Annotated in this window: 21 protein-coding genes; 16 read left to right on the forward strand and 5 right to left on the reverse strand. The window is 71.1% G+C overall.

The annotated features are described in order from the left end of the window. Nucleotides 1–4: 4 nt before the first annotated feature. The 4 genes from NW895_RS19705 to NW895_RS19720 all read right to left on the reverse strand — a co-directional run bounded on the left by NW895_RS19705 (nt 5) and on the right by NW895_RS19720 (nt 2,152). The gene (locus tag NW895_RS19705; protein ID WP_289937047.1) at nt 5–202 is read right to left on the reverse strand and encodes a hypothetical protein; all 198 of its coding nucleotides are present in this window, start codon (nt 200–202) and stop codon (nt 5–7) included. A 59-nt stretch (nt 203–261) separates the two neighbouring features. Beyond that, nucleotides 262–654: a hypothetical protein gene (locus tag NW895_RS19710; protein ID WP_289937048.1), complete on the reverse strand. Its 393-nt coding sequence runs from the start codon at nt 652–654 to the stop codon at nt 262–264. Then, nucleotides 651–1,070, reverse strand: coding sequence for a hypothetical protein (locus NW895_RS19715; protein ID WP_289937049.1), 420 nt, complete (start codon nt 1,068–1,070; stop codon nt 651–653). Before NW895_RS19715 ends, NW895_RS19710 begins: the two co-directional genes overlap by 4 nt. A gap of 143 nt (nt 1,071–1,213) precedes the next feature. Continuing rightward, nucleotides 1,214–2,152, reverse strand: coding sequence for an AraC family transcriptional regulator (locus NW895_RS19720; RefSeq protein WP_289937050.1), 939 nt, complete (start codon nt 2,150–2,152; stop codon nt 1,214–1,216). An 81-nt stretch (nt 2,153–2,233) separates the two neighbouring features. Between NW895_RS19720 and NW895_RS19725 the strand changes: the two genes are divergently transcribed. After that, a complete protein-coding gene (locus NW895_RS19725) occupies nt 2,234–3,070 on the forward strand; it encodes an NmrA family NAD(P)-binding protein (RefSeq protein ID WP_289937051.1) in 837 nt (278 codons plus the stop codon). Nucleotides 3,071–3,163: 93 nt separating this feature from the next. On the opposite strand, the gene NW895_RS19730 is transcribed toward NW895_RS19725, so the two are convergent. Next, the gene (locus NW895_RS19730) at nt 3,164–4,288 is read right to left on the reverse strand and encodes a YihY/virulence factor BrkB family protein (protein ID WP_289937052.1); all 1,125 of its coding nucleotides are present in this window, start codon (nt 4,286–4,288) and stop codon (nt 3,164–3,166) included. Nucleotides 4,289–4,409: 121 nt separating this feature from the next. Here NW895_RS19730 and NW895_RS19735 point away from each other — a divergent pair, with 121 nt between their 5' ends. From NW895_RS19735 to NW895_RS19800, 15 genes are all read left to right on the forward strand, one after another. Then, nucleotides 4,410–6,044 carry an acyl-CoA dehydrogenase family protein gene (locus NW895_RS19735; RefSeq protein WP_289937053.1) on the forward strand — a complete coding sequence of 545 codons (1,635 nt, stop codon included), beginning with the start codon at nt 4,410–4,412 and terminating at the stop codon, nt 6,042–6,044. A gap of 289 nt (nt 6,045–6,333) precedes the next feature. Then, complete coding sequence (locus NW895_RS19740; protein ID WP_289937054.1) at nt 6,334–7,623, forward strand: GAF domain-containing protein; 1,290 nt, start codon at nt 6,334–6,336, stop codon at nt 7,621–7,623. Nucleotides 7,624–7,776: 153 nt separating this feature from the next. Continuing rightward, nucleotides 7,777–9,063: a hypothetical protein gene (locus NW895_RS19745; RefSeq protein ID WP_289937055.1), complete on the forward strand. Its 1,287-nt coding sequence runs from the start codon at nt 7,777–7,779 to the stop codon at nt 9,061–9,063. A 51-nt stretch (nt 9,064–9,114) separates the two neighbouring features. Then, nucleotides 9,115–9,687, forward strand: coding sequence for a GNAT family N-acetyltransferase (locus NW895_RS19750; RefSeq protein WP_289937056.1), 573 nt, complete (start codon nt 9,115–9,117; stop codon nt 9,685–9,687). A 127-nt stretch (nt 9,688–9,814) separates the two neighbouring features. After that, complete coding sequence (locus NW895_RS41225) at nt 9,815–9,898, forward strand: putative leader peptide (protein WP_310591794.1); 84 nt, start codon at nt 9,815–9,817, stop codon at nt 9,896–9,898. A 127-nt stretch (nt 9,899–10,025) separates the two neighbouring features. Next, nucleotides 10,026–11,723 (forward strand): nitrite/sulfite reductase, encoded by a 1,698-nt coding sequence (locus NW895_RS19755; protein WP_289937057.1) that lies wholly within the window; start codon nt 10,026–10,028, stop codon nt 11,721–11,723. 28 nt (nt 11,724–11,751) lie between these two features. Further along, on the forward strand, nt 11,752–11,931 hold the full coding sequence (locus NW895_RS19760) for a hypothetical protein (RefSeq protein ID WP_289937058.1): 180 nt from the start codon (nt 11,752–11,754) through the stop codon (nt 11,929–11,931). Continuing rightward, the gene (locus NW895_RS19765; RefSeq protein WP_289937059.1) at nt 11,928–12,638 is read left to right on the forward strand and encodes a phosphoadenylyl-sulfate reductase; all 711 of its coding nucleotides are present in this window, start codon (nt 11,928–11,930) and stop codon (nt 12,636–12,638) included. Before NW895_RS19760 ends, NW895_RS19765 begins: the two co-directional genes overlap by 4 nt. 35 nt (nt 12,639–12,673) lie before the next feature. Beyond that, nucleotides 12,674–13,210: an adenylyl-sulfate kinase gene (gene cysC, locus NW895_RS19770; protein WP_289937060.1), complete on the forward strand. Its 537-nt coding sequence runs from the start codon at nt 12,674–12,676 to the stop codon at nt 13,208–13,210. Further along, nucleotides 13,207–14,145, forward strand: a complete 939-nt coding sequence (cysD, locus tag NW895_RS19775) for a sulfate adenylyltransferase subunit CysD (protein WP_289937061.1) — start codon at nt 13,207–13,209, stop codon at nt 14,143–14,145. The genes cysC and cysD overlap by 4 nt, the downstream gene beginning before the upstream one ends. Nucleotides 14,146–14,147: 2 nt before the next feature. Next, entirely contained in the window at nt 14,148–15,482 is a 1,335-nt protein-coding gene (locus NW895_RS19780; protein ID WP_289937062.1) for a GTP-binding protein, read from the forward strand. A gap of 235 nt (nt 15,483–15,717) precedes the next feature. Next, entirely contained in the window at nt 15,718–16,827 is a 1,110-nt protein-coding gene (locus tag NW895_RS19785; protein WP_289937063.1) for an aliphatic sulfonate ABC transporter substrate-binding protein, read from the forward strand. 32 nt (nt 16,828–16,859) lie between these two features. Further along, nucleotides 16,860–17,639 carry an ABC transporter ATP-binding protein gene (locus NW895_RS19790; RefSeq protein WP_289937064.1) on the forward strand — a complete coding sequence of 260 codons (780 nt, stop codon included), beginning with the start codon at nt 16,860–16,862 and terminating at the stop codon, nt 17,637–17,639. Beyond that, nucleotides 17,626–18,510 carry an ABC transporter permease gene (locus NW895_RS19795; protein ID WP_289937065.1) on the forward strand — a complete coding sequence of 295 codons (885 nt, stop codon included), beginning with the start codon at nt 17,626–17,628 and terminating at the stop codon, nt 18,508–18,510. Before NW895_RS19790 ends, NW895_RS19795 begins: the two co-directional genes overlap by 14 nt. Nucleotides 18,511–18,515: 5 nt before the next feature. Continuing rightward, on the forward strand, nt 18,516–19,253 hold the full coding sequence (locus NW895_RS19800; RefSeq protein ID WP_289937066.1) for a sirohydrochlorin chelatase: 738 nt from the start codon (nt 18,516–18,518) through the stop codon (nt 19,251–19,253). The last annotated feature ends 1 nt before the right edge of the window (nt 19,254 follow it).

Raw genomic sequence — 19,254 nt, forward strand, 5'->3', positions numbered from 1 at the left:
CCGGCTACTCTCCGCCGTCGTCACCGGTCCGGTTCGATCCCCCTCGGCTGCCCTTGCCGGCGCTGTGCAGCAGCTCGCCCGCGCCACGCGTCACGGCGGCCACGATGCGGACCCAGCGGGGACCACCGCGCTCCGCCCACACCACACACACGCACCCGCCGATGACGAGCACCAGGACACCCAGCAGCACCAGAACGGCCATGTTCCCCCACCTCTGCATTCGTACGGTCGTTCTGATCTTCTCAGACACGGAAGTCAAGGTCATGCCTTGGAGACTTCTTCCACGAGGCTGCGCGCCAGGGCGTCGAAATGCTCTCTGAAGGAGCCCGTCTCCCGGTGGAACAGCTCCTCCGAGAACAGACGGTCGCGGCCGTCCAGGAACATCAGTGGCGCGGCGGTCAGCGCACTGTGCAGAACGTGCACCTCAGCTGCGGACAGTCGCAGGTCGAATGACCTCGCGTGGTCGCCCGCCAGGCGTGCGGCGAGGGCGTCCACGGCTTTCGCACCCGCGCCGACCTGCACGGCCAGGGCCGTGTCCCCACGCTGCCGGGCCCGCAGGCAGGTCAGTGCCCGGTGGAGGACATCGGCGTGGTACGGGCTGAGCCGTGCGATGAACGATTCTCCGTCACGGGAGAGGCGTATGCGCAATCTCATTCGGTCACCTCGTCGGCTTGAGCCTCGTACGCCCGGTAAGCGGCGTTGACGATGGCCAGCGCCAGGGCATCGAAGTTCTCCCGGTAGAAACCCAGCCGTATGAGGAAGGGCTCCTGGGAGAAGAGGCCGTCGGCCGTGACAAAGTGCGCCGCGGCATTCGTCAGCGCGCTCAGCACCACATGCAGTTCCTCGGGCCGGAGCCGCACGTCGAGCGGCTCGGTGCGAGGACCGCTCAGGCGCTGCACAAGGCCGTCGACCACACCCCGGTCGGCACCGAGCAGCACCTTCAGGTAGGCGTCGGTGGCATCTCCGCGGCGCGCGTAGCTCAGCGCCTCGTGCAGGGCGTTCGCCTGGGCCGGGTCGAGCCGCGCAACGAAGTCGTCCCCCTCGCGGGTCAGCTCGAACTCCGTTCGCATGAGAGTTCTCCCTCCCGTTTCGCTACTGGTACGCGCGCCCCGCGACGTCCTTGCGCACGCGCCCCCGCGCCCCCTCCCCCCGGGGACGCGATCATCATGGCAACCGAGGGATGTTCACGGAACGCGCTTTCCGGATTCGCGTTCTATTCTTTCGGCCGCATCCGATGCTTCTGCGGGCTCACCCCGTACACCCGCTTGAACGCCGTCGACAGCGCGAACGCGCTGCCGTAACCGACCTGGCGGGCGATCGCCTCCAGGGTGTCGTCGGTGTCGCGCAGGCGGTCGGCGGCGAGGGCGAGGCGCCAGCCGGTGAGATAGGACATGGGGGGTTCGCCCACGAGGTCGGTGAAGCGGCGGGCGAGCGCGGCGCGCGAGACCCCGGCCTTGGCGGCGAGCGACGCCACCGTCCAGGGGTGTGCCGGGTCGTCCTGCAACAGCCGCAGGGCCCTGCCCACGACCGGGTCCGCCAGGGCCCGGTACCAGGCGGGTGCCTCGGCCTCCGGGCGGGAGAACCAGGCCCGCAGCGCGGCGATGACCAGCAGGTCGAGGAGGCGGTCCAGGACGACCTCCTGACCGGGCTCGTCACGGACGATCTCCTCCGTGATCAGCGGGGTCAGCGGGCAGTCCCACGCGTCGGTGGTGAGGGCCAGCAGCGGGGGCAGCGCATCCAGCAGCCTCCCGCCGATCTCGCTCTGCATGAGGTACGTGCCGATCAGCACCACCGTGGACCCGTCGGGCCGGTTGCCCCAGCTGCGCACGCCGAGGTCCATGGAGCCGTTCAGGGGCCGCCCGTCGGGGTAGCTGCACTCACCGCCCGGCAGGATCAGCGCCTGCGGTGCCGTACCGGGGTCGTCGGCGCAGGTGTACGGGACCGGGCCGCGCACGATGGCGAGCTCCCCGGCCCGCAGCCGCACCCGCTCCCCCGCGTCCGGCATGACCCAGGCCTCGCCGCGGACCATGAGCATCACCGTCAGCGGCGCCCGGTCCTCGACGCGCACCGCCCACGGCGGGTCGAAGGACGCCCGGGTCATGAACGCACCCCGGGCGCGGGGCCCCTCCAGCAGGCCTGCGAGGACGTCCATGGCGCCAGCGTAGACGCGCGCGCATGGGAACGAGCCGTTCAGCGATGGGACCGTGCGCCGTACGGCAGTTGACTCGGAGGCATGACACAGAACACGGAACACATGACGGTTGTGGTGACGGGCGCTTCCGGGCGTACGGGAAGCCGGGTGGCCGAGGCCGCGCGGGCGGCCGGCCTCACGGTACGGGCGGCGTCCCGGGCGAACGGCTTCGACTGGCAGGACCGGTCGACCTGGGCGGGCGTCCTCCGCGGCGCCGACGCGGCCTATCTGGCCTACCCCTCCGACGTCGGCGCCCCGGGCGCCGCCGACGCGGTCGGCGCGCTGGCGCGGGAGGCGGCCGGTCTCGGCGTACGGCGGCTGGTGCTGCTGTCGGGGCGGGGCGAGGAGCAGGCGCGGCCCACCGAGGAGGCGCTGCGCGAGGCGGGCGCGGACTGGACGGTGGTCCGGGCCGCCTGGTTCGCGCAGAACTTCAGCGAGGGTCCGCTGGTGGAGGAGCTGCGGCTGAGCGGGCGGCTGGTGTTCCCGGCGGACGGGGTGCGCGAGCCGTTCGTCGACGTGCGGGACATCGCGGACGTGGTGGTGGCCGCGCTGACGAGCGGCGACCCATACGCCGGGCAGACCGTCGAGGTCTCCGGGCCCCGGCTGCTGACCTTCGGCGAGGCCGTCGCGGAGATCGCCGAGGCGACGGGGCGCGAGCTGACGTACGTGCCCGTGCCGCCGCGCCGGTACGGCGAGAACCTGACCGCCTTCGGGGTGCCGCCGGAGGAGGCCGATTTCCTGGTCGGGCTGTTCGAGTCGCTGCTCGACGGCCGCAACTCCCACGTGTCGGACGGCGTGCGGCGGGTCCTGGGCCGCGAGCCGCGGGACTTCTCGGAGTACGTCCGGGACGCCGCGGCGGCAGGAGCCTGGAAAGTCTAGGCCCTGTCGTTTGGATCATCCCGGCGTCGCGGGGTCCGGCACGCACATCTGCGGCACCGCACCTCACGGCCGGCCTGATCCACACGACAGGGCCTAGTCCTCCGGCTTGTGCGGCGGATGGGCGCTCTTCACATGCGTCCGCAGCCGCGACGTCACGTCCTCCGGCGGCAGGAACCGGGACCACCGCTCCGGGAACTCGGACGGCATGTCGGGGTCGGACTCGCCGTTCGCGGCGGCGCGGGCCACGTACTCGGCGACCTGGGCCTGGCGCAGGCGCTCGTTGGCCTCGCGGGCCGCGGCCGTGGCGGCGGCCGGCCAGACGCGGTCGATCGCGGCGTTGACCGCGGCGCCGACGAGGACGGCGAACGCGGAGACGCCGATCCACAGCAGGACGGCGACGGGCGCGGCGAGGGAGCCGTAGATGGTGGGGCCCTCGACGGTGTTGGTGAGGTAGATGCGCAGCAGGAAGCTGCCGAGGACCCACATGCCGAGGGCGACCAGCGCGCCGGGCACGTCCTCGATCCACGGGGAGCGGACGGGCACCGAGACGTGGTACAGCGTGGTCAGGAAGGCGATCGACAGAACGATCACGACCGGCCAGTACAGGACCTGGACGACCGTCGTCGACCACGGGACGAACCGTACGACCGCGTCCGGGCCCGCCACCATCAGCGGCAGCGCGACCGAGCCGATCAGCAGGGCGACGATGAACAGCAGGAAGGCCATCAGGCGGGTCTTGACGATGCCCCGGACGCCGTCGAGGCCGTACATCACGGTGATGGTGTCGATGAAGACGTTCACCGCGCGGGAGCCCGACCACAGCGCGAACAGGAAGCCGATGGAGATGACGTCGGGCCGGCCGCCCTTCATCACGTCGTGCAGGATCGGCTCCGCGATCTGCTTGACGCCCCGGTCGGAGAGCACCGTGCGCGCGGCCTCCAGGAGGTTGGTCTCCAGGCTCTGGATGGTGTCGGCGCCGGTCCAGGCGTCGACGTAACCGAGCAGGCCGATCATGCTCAGCAGCAGCGGCGGCACGGACAGCAGCGTGAAGAACGCGGCCTCCGCCGCGAGACCCAGGATGCGGTACTCCATGCAGGAGTTGACGGTGTCCTTGAGCAACAGCCAGGCGGTCCTGCGCTTGGATACGTTCCGGTAGAGGGCTCGTGCCCGATGGAGACGGCCGGAGTGCCTGTCGGGGGTTTCGCTTGCTGCCTGCACGTCCTAAAGGTATCCGTCGCGCCTGCCCGCACTCACCCGCGCCCGCCCGCAGACCTGGGCGTACGGCACCGGCGGCCGGATCTTCTGCCTGCCGGTCTCCTCTCGGGGTAGGTTCGCAGACATGGCAGGCAGCACCCACATCGTGACGAATCAGGCCCCGCCGCTCGTCGGGTACGACGTCTTCACCGCCGACCGCGCCCTGGTGGAGGCGGTCGAACGGCATGTGGCGCCTGAGCTGCTGGGCGAGGCGCTGGACGAGTTGTCGGGCCTCGGCCGGACCTGCGGCTCGCTCCAGGTGCAGGAGTGGGGGGTGCTGGCCAACGAGAACCCGCCGAGGCTGCGCACGCACGACCGCTACGGCCACCGGATCGACGAGGTCGACTTCCATCCGGCCTGGCACCGGTTGCTCGGCAAGGGCGTCTCGGCGGGCCTGACCGCGGCCTGGACGCGGCCCGGCGGGCACGTACGCCGCGCGGCGGGGTTCCTCATGTGGACGCAGGTGGAGGCCGGCAACGGCTGCCCGCTGTCGATGACCCACGCGGCGGTGCCCGCCCTGCGCACGGACCCCGCCCTCGCCGCCGAGTGGGAGCCGCGGCTGACGTCCACGGTCTACGACCGAGGGCTGCGGCCGGCGCAGCTCAAGGCGGGCGCCCTGTTCGGGATGGGCATGACGGAGAAGCAGGGCGGCAGCGACGTACGGGCGGGCACCACGTCCGCCCGGCCGCTGGCGCAGGAGGGGACGTACGAGCTGACCGGGCACAAGTGGTTCTGCTCGGCGCCCATGTCCGACGGGTTCCTGGTCCTGGCCCAGGCTCCGGGCGGTCTGACCTGCTTCCTCGTGCCTCGGGTGCTGCAGGACGGCAGCCGCAACGTGTTCCTGATCCAGCGGCTGAAGGACAAGCTGGGCAACCGGTCGAACGCCTCCGCCGAGGTCGAGTTCGACGGGACCTGGGCGCGCCGGGTCGGCGAGGAGGGGCGCGGGGTGCGCACCATCATCGGGATGGTGGCGGCGACCCGGCTCGACTGTGTGCTGGGCTCGGCGGGGCTGATGCGGCAGGCCGTGGCACAGGCGGTCCACCACTGCACGTACCGCGAGGCGTTCGGCGGGAAGCTGATCGACAAGCCGCTGATGCGCAACGTCCTCGCCGATCTCGCGATCGAGTCGGAGGCGGCGACGACGCTGGCGCTGCGGCTCGCGGCCGCCTACGACGACGGCGGCGAGCAGGAGCGGGCGCTGCTGCGGATCGCGGTGCCGGCGGCCAAGTACTGGGTGACCAAGCGCTGCGCGCCGGTCGCGGTCGAGGCGGCCGAGTGCCTGGGCGGCAACGGGTACGTCGAGGAGTCCGGGATGCCCCGGCTGGTGCGCGAGTCGCCGCTGAACTCGATCTGGGAGGGCGCGGGCAACGTCCAGGCGCTGGACGTGCTGCGGGCGCTGCAGCGGGAGCCGAGGGCGCTCGACGCCTATCTGCGGGAGGTGGGGGCGGCGCGCGGGGCCGACCACCGGCTGGACGCGGCGATCAAGAACCTGCTGACCGAACTCGCCGACCTGGAGGGCATCGAGGCGCGTGCCCGGCGGCTCGTGGAGCGGCTGGCGCTGGTGCTCCAGGGGGCGCTGCTGGTCCGGTACGCGCCGCCGGAGGTCGCCGACGCCTTCTGCGCCTCGCGGTTGGGCGGGGACGGGGGCGCGGCCTTCGGGACGCTGCCGCACACGCTGGACCTGGCGTCGGTGGTGGAGCGGGCCCGGCCGGTGTCCTGACCCGGACGCAAGGGACGGGGGTGGTGCTGCGCCGACACGGCACCACCCCCGCCTACTGGCCCGTTCGAGGCCACGAACGCCGCTCGGGACGGCGTCGCTCAAGTTTCAGCCAGCGCGGGGCCGTCCACCAGGGTTGCAAGAGGTTGCAACTTGCTGCTGACTGTGTGCGGACTGTGCCCCTCCGTCAGAGCAAGCGGTCACCATGAGACGAACATTCGGGACGGGCCCCGGGGCCGGGGCCGGCAGACCGCGGACATCGCCCGCCCGAGCCCTTCTTCCGGGAGGACCAGTGGCGCTCTCGCCGATGGACGTGACGCACCTCGCCGCCGTCGACACGGCACAGGCGGCCCGGGTACTCAGCGAGGTCCGCTCCGCCAAGCTCTCCGGCCGGCGCGCTCCAGTGGCGCCGCGCCCGGTGATCGAGCAGTCCTGGCAGCGCATGCTGCGCGGCGGTGTCGACCCCGACCACGACTTCCGGTCGGGGCTGCTCTCCCGTGACGAGGTGCAGCGGCGGCGGGAGACCTCGGCGCTGCGGCATGTGCTGCCGGTGCTGCGAGAGGGCCTGCTCTCGGTCGCGGACATCGCCCACCACATCATGGTCGTCGCCGACGAGGAGGGCCGGGTGCTGTGGCGCGAGGGCAGCGCGCCCGTGCTGCGCAAGGCCGACGGGCTGGGCCTCGAACCCGGCGCGGACTGGCGGGAGGACGTCGTGGGAACCAACGGTGTGGGGACCCCGGCGGTGGTGCGCAGGCCCGTCCAGGTCTTCGGCTCCGAGCACTTCGTGCGTTCGCAGGTCACCTGGACCTGCGCCGGAGCCCCGCTGACCGATCCCCGCGACGGGCGGCTGCTGGGCGTGGTCGACGTGAGCGGGCCGCTGGAGACGATGCACCCGTCGACGCTCGCCTGGGTGGACTCCGTGGCCAAGCTGGCCGAGGCCCGGCTGCGCGAGGTGCACCTTCAGTCGCTGGAGCGGCTGCGTGCGGTGGCGGCGCCGGCGCTGGCCCGGATCGACGGGCGCGGTCTGGTGGTGGACCGGGACGGCTGGACGGCGGCCGTCACGGGGATGCCGTACACGAAGCGGATCGCACTGCCCACGTCGCTGACGGGTGGTCTGAAGTGGCTGCCGGAGCTGGGGCTGTGCTCGGTGGAGCCGCTCGCCGGGGGCTGGCTGGTGCGGCCCGCCGACGAGCCGGTGCCGTGCCGGGCCGCCCGGATCGTGCTGGACCTCAGACAGCCGCGCCGCTGGTGCGTGGGGGTCTTCGGCAGCGCGGGCTCCTGGAGCCACGAACTGAGCCCCCGGCACGCCGAGTTGCTCTACCTCCTGGCCGTGCACCGCACCGGCCGCAGCGCCTCGGGGCTCGCCGAGGACCTGTTCGGTGACCCCGGCCGCACGGTGACGGTGCGTGCCGAGATGTCGCGGGTACGGCGCTATCTCGGGGGTCTACTGGAACACCGGCCGTACCGCTTCCGTGAGGACGCCGAGGTCGAGATGCTGCTGCCCGACGACCCGTGCGACCTGTTGCCGCACTCGACGGCGCCGGCGGTGGCCGGGCGACGCGCGTCCGCTCGGTTGTCCTGAACGTCAGGCCTGGGGGCGGTGTCTTCCGCATATTTGCGAGGTCTTCGTCCGCAGGCGGTCCGCCTGCCGTAACATCCCGTACGGGTCACCCCACCTGCTCCTCGGTCAACGTACTGATCACCAGGCGCAGTTGGCCCGGCCTCGGGAGGATGGATGAAGCATCGCGGCAGACATCGCCGACGCAGACGGGGCAAAGCGCTGCGCGCCTTCCTGGCCGGGACCGCCCTCGCACTGACCGCCGCGGCCACCATGATCAGCGCCTCGCAGGCCACGGTCACCGACGACCCGGGGGCGCTGAAGCCGCTCACCGCCTCCGCCGGGACGGCCCGGTCCGGCATCACGGAGCACCGGGTGCCACAGCGTTCCCTCGACCGGCTCGCCTCGGCGATGGGCCGTCCCGTCGGTGTCGGTGCCGTCCTGTCCGACGCCGACCACACCCTGCGCGACGCCGCCGACTGCACGGCCGAGGAGCGTGAGGCGCTGCCCGTCACTCCCGTGGCCGACCGCGCGTACTGCTGGGACCCCGCCGACACCCGGGGCTGGCGGGCCGGGGCGGTCACCACCTCCGGGGACGCCGACGACGACGGCCGCTGGGGCCGGAACCGGGTGATCCTCTCCGCCTGGAGCCGGGACGACGGCGCGGCCGACCAGGGCCTGGCCAGGGTCGCCTTCGTCGACGCGAACAACCCGAACCGCCTCGGCTACACCTGGGCGCTGCTCGCCGTGCCGGTCGACGGCGGACGCGACTACCGGGGGCTCGTCTCCCCCGTGTACGGCATGGTCTGGTACCAGGACAAGCTGCTGGTGACCGCCAAGTCCGGGGACCGCAGCGCGCTGTACGTGTACGACCTGGACCGCGTCCAGCGCGCCGGCGTGGCCGCGGACGCCGTCGGCCGGGTGCCCGGCGGCTGGTCGGCGCACGGCTACCGGTACGTCCTGCCCGCCGTCGCCTCGTACACGCTGGGCGGCCACGGCGCCCCGCGTCCCGACAGCATCTCCCTGGACCGCAGCACGGCGCCGGACAGCCTGGTCGCGAGCGAGTGGGTGCCCTCGGACGGCGACCGGCACACCCGGTTGTGGAGGTACGCGTTCAGCAGCGACCCGGCGCGTGCCGGGCTGCTGGCCACCGATTCCTCGGGGCACGCGAAGGCGGAGGAGGCCTACGAGACGAAGGCCACGGACGTGCGGGGCGTGCTGTCGTACCGGTCGGCCTGGTACGTGGGCCGTGCCGCCGCCACGCCGGACGGGCGGGGCACGCTGTGGCGGCAGGACGCGCGGGGTGCGCGGGCCGCTCGGTGCGGGGCGGACGAGACGCACCACTGCTGGAGCGGGCACGCGGAGTCGCTCTCCTACTGGGAGGAGACCGGCGAGGTGTGGACCCAGTCCGGCCGGGTGCTGTTCGCGCTGCCGCTGTCCTCGGTCGACCGGTCGGTGGGCTAGCCAGAGGCCCGCGATCGACAGGTCGGTGGAGTGGATGGTTCCCTGAGCGCCATGACCACCATCGCCGTGACCACCTGGTCCCTGGAGCAGACCGCGCCGACCGACCTTCTGCCGGCCGCCGCGCCCGAGGGAGACGTCCGGATCGTCCGATCCGAGGTGCCCTCGCCCGAGTTCAGTCGTTTCCTGTACGCCTCGGTCGGCGGTGACATCCGCTGGGTGGACCGGCTGAGCTGGACGTACGCGCGGTGGCAGGAGTACCTGGACCGGCCCGGCGTGGAGACCTGGGTCGCGTACGACCGGGGCACGCCGGCGGGGTACGTGGAGCTGGACCCGCAGGACGAGGGGGTCGTGGAGATCGCCTACTTCGGCCTCGTCCCGGCCTTCCGGGGCCGGCGCATCGGCGGGCACCTGCTGTCGTACGGCGCCGCCCGCGCCTGGGACCTCGCGGACCGCTGGCCGGGTCTGGCTCCGACCAAGCGGGTGTGGCTGCATACGTGCAGCAAGGACGGTGAGCACGCGATGGCCAACTACCAGCGCCGGGGGTTCAGGCTGTTCGACACCAAGGTCGAGGAGGAGCGGGAGGCACCCGCGCCGGGGCCCTGGCCGGGGGCCTTTCCTGTCTGACCTGCACAGACGCACAGGAACACGCGTCATGTGACCAACAACACCCTTGTCCCGCGATCCGAGACAAGGGTGTCCGCATGATGGACGAAGCTGGACTGTGTCCAGATCGCCGTGACACGCTTCCGTCATGTCTGGAACTGGGATCGCCTTGGTGAGTCGGCGGCACGTCGACCTCGGCCGCATGTCCAGCGCCATCTGTCCGGCGCGCTGAGAGCACTCACGCAGCGCCGACATCCCCTCTTCAGCCTCATTTCTGCGCAACGAAGCGCACGTATGCCCATGCGCCCGCACGCGCAGGTCAGAGCCGCTTTCCGCCTGTCCCGAAGGACGTATCAGCCATGGCCGCCACCCCGCAGAACCCTGCCGCCGCGACTCCCCGCCGCAAGGTGAGCCGTCACCGCGGTGAAGGTCAGTGGGCCGTGGGTCACTTCACCCCGCTCAACGGCAACGAACAGTTCAAGAAGGACGACGACGGTCTCAACGTTCGGACACGTATTGAGACGATCTACTCCAAGCGGGGCTTCGACTCGATCGACCCCAACGATCTGCGTGGCCGTATGCGCTGGTGGGGCCTGTACACCCAGCGCAAGCCCGGCATCGACGGCGGCAAGACGGCCGTGCTGGAGCCGGAGGAGCTGGACGACAAGTACTTCATGCTCCGGGTCCGGATCGACGGCGGGGCGCTGACCACCCAGCAGCTGCGGGTCATCGGCGAGATCTCGCAGGAGTTCGCGCGCGGCACCGCGGACATCACCGACCGCCAGAACGTCCAGTACCACTGGATCCGGGTCGAGGACGTGCCCGAGATCTGGAACCGGCTGGAGGGCGTCGGGCTGTCCACGGTCACGGCCTGCGGTGACACGCCCCGCGTGATGATCGGCTCCCCGGTCGCCGGTATCGCCGAGGACGAGATCATCGACGCCACGCCGGCGCTGGAGGAGATGAAGCGCCGCGTCCTCAACAACAAGGCGTATTCGAACCTCCCCCGGAAGTTCAAGACGGCCATCTCCGGCTCGCCGCTGCTGGACGTGGTCCACGAGATCAACGACGTGGCGTTCGTCGGCGTCCGGCACCCCGAGCACGGCCCGGGCTTCGACGTGTGGGTCGGCGGCGGCCTGTCCACCAACCCCAAGCTGGGCGTACGGCTGGGCGCCTGGGTGCCGATCGACGAGGTGCCGGACGTCTACGAGGGCGTGCTGTCCATCTTCCGCGACTACGGCTACCGGCGGCTGCGCACCCGCGCCCGCCTGAAGTTCCTGGTCGCCGACTGGGGTGCGGAGAAGTTCCGCCAGGTCCTGGAGGACGAGTACCTCAAGCGGAAGCTGGTCGACGGACCGGCCCCCGAGCAGCCGGTCCAGCAGTGGCGCGACCACGTCGGGGTGCACCGCCAGAAGGACGGCCGTTTCTACGTCGGTTTCGCGCCGCGTGTCGGCCGCGTGGACGGCACCACCCTGACGAAGATCGCCGACCTGGCGGAGGCGCACGGTTCCGGCCGGGTCCGCACCACCGTCGAGCAGAAGATGATCATCCTCGATGTCGAGGAGACGCAGGTCGACTCCCTCGTGGAGGCCCTGGAGGCGCTGGACCTCACCGCCAAGCCGTCCCCGTTCCGGCGCGGCACCATGGCCTGCACCGGAATCGAGTACTGCAAGCTCGCGATCGTCGAGACCAAGGCGCGCGGCTCCCAGCTCATCGACGAACTGGAGCGCCGGATCCCGGACTTCGACGAGCCGATCACCATCAACCTCAACGGCTGCCCGAACGCCTGCGCCCGCATCCAGGTCGCGGACATCGGTCTCAAGGGCCAGCTGGTCCTGAACGACAAGGGCGAGCAGGTGGAGGGCTTCCAGGTGCACCTGGGCGGAGCGCTGGGCCTCGATGCGGGCTTCGGCCGCAAGGTCCGCGGTCTGAAGGTCACCGCTGAGGAGCTTCCCGACTACGTCGAGCGCGTGCTGAAGCGGTTCCAGGCCGAGCGCGAGGACGGCGAGCGGTTCGCCACCTGGGCGGCCCGCGCCTCCGAGGAGGCGCTTTCGTGAGCGCGGCGAACGAAACGAAGGACGCGGTATGACCGAGCGTGCGGCCCCCTTCTACTGCCCCTACTGCGGCGACGAGGACCTGCGTCCGAACGAACAGGGCCACGGTGCCTGGGAATGCGCGGCATGCAACCGCGCATTCCAGCTGAGGTTCCTCGGGCTGCTCGCCCGGGGGCTTCGGCAAGGCACCACCGGAAAGGCAGAAATATGACGACCGCTCAGGAAGAGCGCACCACCGAGGATCTGAAGGCGCTCGCCGAGCAGGCGGGCCGTGAGCTGGAGGACGCCACCGCGCTGGAGGTCCTCCAGTGGGCCGCCGAGACGTTCGGCAGGCGCTTCTGCGTGACCTCCTCGATGGAGGACGCGGTGGTGGCCCACCTCGCCTCCCGCGCGCTGCCCGGCGTCGACGTGATCTTCCTCGACACCGGCTACCACTTCCCGGAGACCATCGGCACCCGGGACGCGGTCGAGGCCGTGATGGACGTCAACGTCATCACGCTGACCCCGCGTCAGACGGTCGCCGAACAGGACGCGGAGTACGGCCCGAAGCTGCACGACCGCGACCCCGACCTGTGCTGCAAGCTGCGCAAGGTCCAGCCGCTGGAGGAGGGCCTGAAGGACTACCAGGCCTGGGCGACCGGCCTGCGCCGCGACGAGTCCCCGACCCGGGCCGACACCCCCGTGGTGGGATGGGATGAAAAGCGCCAGAAGGTCAAGATTTCGCCGATCGCACGCTGGACTCAGGACGATGTCGACGCATATGTCGCCGAGCACGGCATACTGACGAATCCGTTGCTGATGGACGGCTACGCCTCCGTCGGCTGCGCCCCCTGCACCCGCCGCGTCCTCCAGGGGGAGGACGTGCGCGCCGGCCGCTGGGCGGGTCGTTCGAAGACCGAGTGCGGGCTGCACGGCTGACCATGACCGGGCTTTCAACGATTGGGGAGAACCACGTGACGACCGGAGCCACCGTCTGGCTCACGGGTCTGCCGAGTGCCGGCAAGACCACCATCGCGAACGAGCTGGCCGGCCGGCTCCGCGAGGAGGGCCACCGCGTCGAGGTGCTCGACGGGGACGAGATCCGCGAGTTCATCTCGGCGGGCCTCGGCTTCAGCCGCGAGGACCGGCACACCAACGTCCAGCGCATCGGCTACGTCGCCGAACTGCTCGCCCGTAACGGCGTCAAGGCGCTGGTCCCGGTGATCGCGCCGTACGCCGACAGCCGGGACGCGGTGCGCAAGCGTCACCAGGAGAACGGCACGGCGTACGTGGAGGTGCACGTGGCGACCCCGGTCGAGGTGTGCTCCGTACGCGATGTGAAGGGCCTGTACGCCAAGCAGGCCGCCGGCGAACTCGAGGGCCTGACCGGGGTCGACGACCCGTACGAGGAGCCCGAGTCGCCGGACCTGCGGATCGAGTCCCAGCACCAGACCGTCCAGGAATCCGCCGCAGCGGTGTACGCGCTGCTCAGCGAAAGGGGACTGGCATGACGACGACCGTGGCCGCGGTCGACGAGGGTACGGACAGCCCGTACGCCCTCTCCCACCTCGACGCACTGGAGTCCGAGTCCGTGCACATCTTCCGCGAGGTCGCGGGAGAGTTCGAGAACCCGGTGATCCTCTTCTCCGGGGGCAAGGACTCCATCGTCATGCTCCACCTCGCGCTGAAGGCGTTCGCCCCGGCGGCGATCCCCTTCTCCCTGCTGCACGTGGACACCGGGCACAACTTCCCCGAGGTCATCGACTACCGCGACCGTACGGTCGCCCGGCACGGGCTGCGGCTGCACGTCGCCTCCGTGCAGGACTACATCGACCGGGGTGTGCTCAAGGAGCGCCCGGACGGCACCCGCAACCCGCTGCAGACGGTGCCCCTGACGGAGAAGATCCAGAGCGAGAGGTTCGACGCCGTGTTCGGCGGCGGGCGCCGGGACGAGGAGAAGGCCCGCGCGAAGGAGCGGGTGTTCTCCCTGCGGGACGAGTTCTCCCAGTGGGACCCGCGCCGCCAGCGGCCGGAGCTGTGGAACCTGTACAACGGCCGGCACGCGCCCGGCGAGCACGTCCGGGTCTTCCCGCTGTCCAACTGGACCGAGCTGGACGTGTGGCAGTACATCGCCCGGGAGGGCATCGAGCTGCCGCAGATCTACTACGCCCACGAGCGCGACGTGTTCCAGCGGGGCGGCATGTGGCTGACCGCCGGCGAGTGGGGCGGGCCGAAGGAGGGCGAGACCGTCGAGAGGCGGCTCGTCCGCTACCGGACCGTCGGCGACATGTCCTGCACCGGCGCGGTCGACTCCGACGCCGACACCATCGAGAAGGTGATCGTCGAGATCGCCGCCTCCCGGCTCACCGAGCGGGGCGCGACCCGCGCCGACGACAAGCTCTCCGAGGCAGCGATGGAAGACCGCAAGCGCGAGGGGTACTTCTAAGCATGAGCACGACCACGACCGAGGAGCTCTCGGCCACCACCCTGCTCCGGTTCGCCACCGCGGGCTCCGTCGACGACGGCAAGTCCACCCTCGTCGGCCGGCTGCTGCACGACTCCAAGTCGGTCCTCGCCGACCAGCTGGAGGCCGTGGAGCGCGCCTCCGCCAGCCGGGGGACGGAGGGCCCGGACCTCGCGCTGCTGACGGACGGCCTGCGCGCCGAGCGGGAGCAGGGCATCACGATCGACGTGGCCTACCGCTACTTCGCCACGCCCCGGCGCCGGTTCATCCTCGCCGACACCCCGGGCCATGTGCAGTACACGCGGAACATGGTGACGGGCGCGTCCACGGCCGAGCTGACGGTCATCCTGGTCGACGCCCGCAACGGCGTCGTGGAGCAGACCCGCCGCCACGCGGCGATCGCCGCGCTGCTGCGGGTGCCGCACGTCGTCCTCGCCGTCAACAAGATGGACCTGGTCGGCTACCAGGAGACCGTGTTCGCCGCGATAGCCGAGGAGTTCACGGCGTACGCGACCGAGCTGGGTGTCCCGGAGGTCACCGCGATACCCATCTCGGCGCTGGTCGGCGACAACGTGGTGGACCCCTCCGCCAACATGGACTGGTACGGCGGCCCGACCGTCCTGGAGCACCTGGAGACGGTCCCGGTCAGCCACGACCTGAGCCACTGCCACGCCCGGCTGCCCGTGCAGTACGTCATCCGGCCGCAGAGCGCCGAGCACCCGGACTACCGGGGGTACGCGGGTCAGATCGCGGCCGGTTCCTTCCGTGTCGGCGAGTCGGTGACGGTCCTGCCCTCCGGCCGTACGTCGAAGATCGCCGGGATCGACCTGCTCGGCGAGCCGGTCGACGTCGCCTGGACCACCCAGTCGGTGACCGTCCTGCTGGAGGACGACATCGACATCTCCCGCGGCGACCTGATCGTGCCGACCAAGGACGCGCCGGACACCACCCAGGACGTCGAGGCCACCGTGTGCCACGTCGCCGACCAGCCGCTGACCGTCGGTCACCGGGTGCTGCTCAAGCACGGCACCCGCACGGTCAAGGCGATCGTCAAGGACATCCCGTCCCGCCTCACGCTGGACGACCTGTCCCTGCACCCGCACCCGGGGCAGCTCGTCGCCAACGACATCGGCCGGGTGAAGATCCGTACCGCCGAGCCGCTGCCGGTCGACTCCTACGCCGACTCGCGGCGCACCGGTTCGTTCATCCTGATCGACCCGCACGACGGCACCACGCTCACCGCGGGCATGGTCGGCGAGTCCTTCGCCTCCCCCGAGCCGGTCAAGGACGAGACCGACGACGACGGGTGGGACTTCTGAGCATGAACCCCACCGATTTCTACTCCACGTTCGCGAAGGAGGGCGGCCGCGTCGGCAGCGGCGCCCTCGGCAGCGGGCAGGGCGGAGTGGCGCGATGTGTGCGCTGACGTACGCGCACTGCCTGCGCGCCCTCACCCCCCACCCGCCGTCCCGGAAGAGACGAAAACCCTTTGCCGATCTCCCGGCCACGACCTGAAAGACCGTGACCGCCGGGCCAACGAGAGGAACCCCTCCCGTGCCTGCCTCAACCGCCCTCCGCCGCACCCTCGCGGCCGTGGCCGCCCTCCCCCTCCTCACCCTCGCCGCCTGCGGCTACGGATCCCAGGCCCAGGACGAGAACGCCAACCAGAAGGTCGCCGCCGGGGCGAAGAAGATCGACGGACTGGACACCGTCAAGATCGGCTACTTCGGCAACCTCACTCACGGGACCGCGCTGGTCGGCCGTGAGCAGGGCTTCTTCCAGAAGGCGCTCGGCGCCACGAAGGCCGAGTACGCGACCTTCAACGCCGGTCCGTCCGAGATCGAGGCGCTCAACTCCGGCTCCATCGACATCGGCTGGATCGGCCCGTCCCCGGCGATCAACGGCTACACCAAGTCGGGCGGCAAGAACCTGCGCATCATCGGCGGTTCGGCGTCCGGCGGTGTGAAGCTCGTGGTCAACCCGGAGAAGATCAAGTCCCTCAAGGACGTCAAGGGCAAGAAGATCGCGACGCCTCAGCTGGGCAACACGCAGGACGTGGCGTTCCTCAACTGGATCGCGGACCAGGGCTGGAAGGTCGACGCGGAGAGCGGCAAGGGCGACGTCACGGTCGTCCGCAGCGACAACAAGGTCACCCCGGACGCCTACAAGGCGGGATCCGTCGACGGCGCCTGGGTGCCGGAGCCGACCGCGTCGAAGCTGGTCGCCGAGGGCGGCAAGGTGCTGCTCGACGAGAAGACGCTGTGGCCGGACGGCAAGTTCGTGATCACGAACATCATCGTGCGGCAGGGCTTCCTCAAGGACCACCCGAAGGCCGTCGAGGCAGTGCTGAAGGCCTCCGTCGAGGCCAACAAGTGGATCAACGCCAACCCGGACAAGGCGAAGGCCGCGGCGAACAAGCAGCTGGAGGCGGACTCGGGCAAGGCGCTGCCCGCGAACGTCCTGGACCCGGCGTGGAAGTCGATCCAGTTCACCAACGACCCGTTGGCCGCCACGCTCAACACCGAGGCGGAGCACGCGGTCAAGGCCGGCCTGCTGGAGAAGCCCGACCTCAAGGGCATCTACGACCTCACCCCGCTGAACAAGGTCCTCAAGGCCGAGGGCGAGAGCACCGTCAGCGACGCCGGTCTCGGCGCCGGTTCCTGAGCCCGACCCCGACTCCCCAGGAGGTGACGACCATGGCCACGACCCTCGCCAAGGCCGCCGAGTCCGTCGAGTACGCGGCCCGCCTTGAGCATGTCTCCAAGTCCTTCGCGGGACCGGGTGGGCAGCAGCTCGTGCTGGACGACATCAGCATCGATGTCGCGCCCGGCGAGTTCGTCACGCTCCTGGGGGCCTCGGGCTGCGGCAAGTCCACGCTGCTGAACCTGGTGGCGGGACTGGACCAGCCGACCACCGGCTCGATCACGACGGACGGCCGCCCGGCCCTGATGTTCCAGGAGCACGCCCTCTTCCCGTGGCTGACCGCGGGCAAGAACATCGAACTCGCCCTCCGGCTCAGGGGGGTTCCGAAGAGCGAGCGGCGCGACAGGGCCGAGGAGCTGCTCGAACTGGTCCGGCTGAAGGGCGCCTACGGCAAGCGCGTCCACGAACTGTCCGGCGGTATGCGCCAGCGTGTCGCGATGGCCCGGGCGCTCGCCCAGGACAGTCAGATCCTGCTCATGGACGAGCCGTTCGCGGCGCTCGACGCGATCACCCGGGACGTGCTGCACGACGAGCTGACCCGGATCTGGCGGGAGACGCAGGTGTCCGTCCTGTTCGTCACGCACAACGTGCGCGAGGCGGTGCGCCTCGCCCAGCGCGTGGTGCTGCTGTCCTCCCGCCCTGGACGCATCGCGCACGAGTGGGCCGTCGACATCCCGCAGCCGCGCCGTATCGAGGACGCCGCCGTGGCGGAGCTGTCCGTCGAGATCACCGAACAACTGCGGGGGGAGATCCGTCGCCATGGCCAGCACTGAAACCACCGCCAAGGACGGCAACGACCTGGCCGGTCTGGAGGCGGGCCTCGATGCCCTGGAGACGGTGCAGCAGCGACGCAAGCCGTTCCGCCAGACCTTCGTCGAGAAGATCATGCCGCCGATCATCGCCATCGCGCTGGTGCTGGTGGCGTGGCAGATCACCTACAAGATCGTCGACGACCCGTCCAAGCTGGTCTCGCCCGCGGACGTGGCGAGCGAGTTCCGGGACGCCTGGCTGAAGGGCGAGCTGCTCGGCTACATCTGGACCAGCGTCTCGCGCGGTCTGCTGGGCTTCTTCTTCGCCCTGCTCATCGGCACCCCGCTGGGTCTGCTGGTGGCGCGTGTGAAGGTGGTGCGCGCGGCCATCGGCCCGATCCTGTCCGGTCTGCAGTCGCTGCCGTCGGTGGCGTGGGTGCCGCCGGCCGTGCTCTGGCTGGGTCTGAACAACTCGATGATGTACGCGGTGATCCTGCTCGGTGCCGTGCCGTCCATCGCCAACGGCCTGGTGTCCGGCGTCGACCAGGTGCCGCCGCTGTTCCTGCGGGCGGGCCGCACGATGGGCGCGACGGGTCTGAAGGGCACCTGGTTCATCACCCTGCCGGCCGCGCTTCCCGGCTATGTGGCGGGCCTGAAGCAGGGCTGGGCGTTCTCCTGGCGCTCGCTGATGGCGGCGGAGATCATCGCGTCCTTCCCCGACCTCGGCGTCGGCCTCGGCCAGCTGCTGGAGAACGGGCGCAACGCCAGCGACATGGCCATGGTGTTCGAGGCGATCCTGCTCATCCTGGTCGTCGGTATCGCCATCGACCTGCTGATCTTCAGCCCGCTGGAGCGGTGGGTGCTGCGCAGCCGCGGCCTGCTGGTGAAGGGCTGAGCCCCATGCGCAACCCGGTCCTCCTCCTCATCGCCCACGGCAGCCGCGATCCGCGCCATGCCGCGACGGTGCACGCCCTGGTGCGCCGGGTACGGTCGCTGCGCCCGGACGTGCGGGTGGAGACCGGGTTCCTGGACTTCAACATCCCGTCGGTGCACGGGGTGCTGGAGTCCCTGGCGACGCAGGGCGTCCGCGACGTCGTGGCCCTGCCGCTGCTGCTGACCCGCGCGTTCCACGCGAAGGCCGACATCCCCGCCGTCCTCGCGGACGCGCCCCCGCAGCTGCGCATCCGTCAGGCGGACGTCCTCGGCCCGTCGCCCCTGCTGCTCACCGCGCTGGAACGACGCCTGTACGAGGCGGGGCTGAGCCCCGCCGACAAGTCCTCGACCGGGGTCGTGCTGGCCTCGGCGGGGTCCACCGACCCGGAGGCGATCGCAGTGATCGCTGACATCGCGCGGGAGTGGCGGCACACCGGTTGGTGCGCCGTGCGGCCTGCGTTCGCCTCCGCATCCCTTCCTCGCACCGAGGAAGCCGTACGCGAGCTCCGCGCCCTCGGCTGCGCACGCGTCGCCGTCGCCCCGTACGTCCTGGCCCCCGGCTTCCTGCCGGACCGCATCGCGCGGGGCGCGGCGCAGGCGGACGTACTGGCGGACGTGCTGGGTCCGGCGCCGGAGGTGGCGCGGGTGCTGCTGGAACGGTACGACCAGGCGCGCGTGCCGGCGCTGGCGGCTCTCGGCGCCTGAG

Origin of the sequence: Streptomyces sp. S.PNR 29, assembly GCF_030386795.1 — a bacterium.
GTDB lineage: Bacteria > Actinomycetota > Actinomycetes > Streptomycetales > Streptomycetaceae > Streptomyces.